The organism is Mesobacillus campisalis, assembly GCF_000986785.1.
GTDB classification, from domain to species: Bacteria; Bacillota; Bacilli; order Bacillales; family Cytobacillaceae; genus Mesobacillus_B; species Mesobacillus_B campisalis.
The window spans coordinates 1-460 of record NZ_LAYY01000093.1; the positions used below are offsets into that span (position 1 = coordinate 1).

The following is a 460-nucleotide window of genomic DNA, read 5'->3' on the forward strand; positions in this document are numbered from 1 at the left end:
ACGACGCTCTTCCGATCTCGATTAAAGCATTGAAGGAGGAAGGCATCAGGACTGTGATGCTGACCGGTGACAGTGAAAAAACTGCAATGGCGATTGCCGGAGAAAGCTGTATTGATTCATATATCGCCGAATGCCTTCCGCAGACAAAAGTTGATGAAATGAAAAAGCTGAAGGAACAGCATGGCACCGTGGCCATGGTGGGAGACGGAATCAATGATGCACCGGCGCTCGCTACCGCTTCGGTCGGAATTGCGATGGGGGAAGGAACGGATGTCGCCCTGGAGACGGCGGATGTGGTATTGATGAAAAACGACTTGCCCCGAATTGCGGAGGCCGTCAAGCTGTCAAAGAAAATGAACAGGATCATCAAGCAAAATGTCGTGTTCTCAATCGCCGTCATTATGGTGCTGATTGCGTCCAATTTCATGCAGTCGCTTGCCTTGCCAATGGGTGTCATCGG

1 protein-coding gene is annotated in these 460 nt (G+C 50.9%); it reads left to right on the top strand.

The window, feature by feature from the left end; genetic code table 11:
- Window positions 1-460 (top strand): HAD-IC family P-type ATPase (locus tag WQ57_RS22600; RefSeq protein ID WP_046525910.1); only part of this gene is annotated, 460 nt, incomplete at both ends.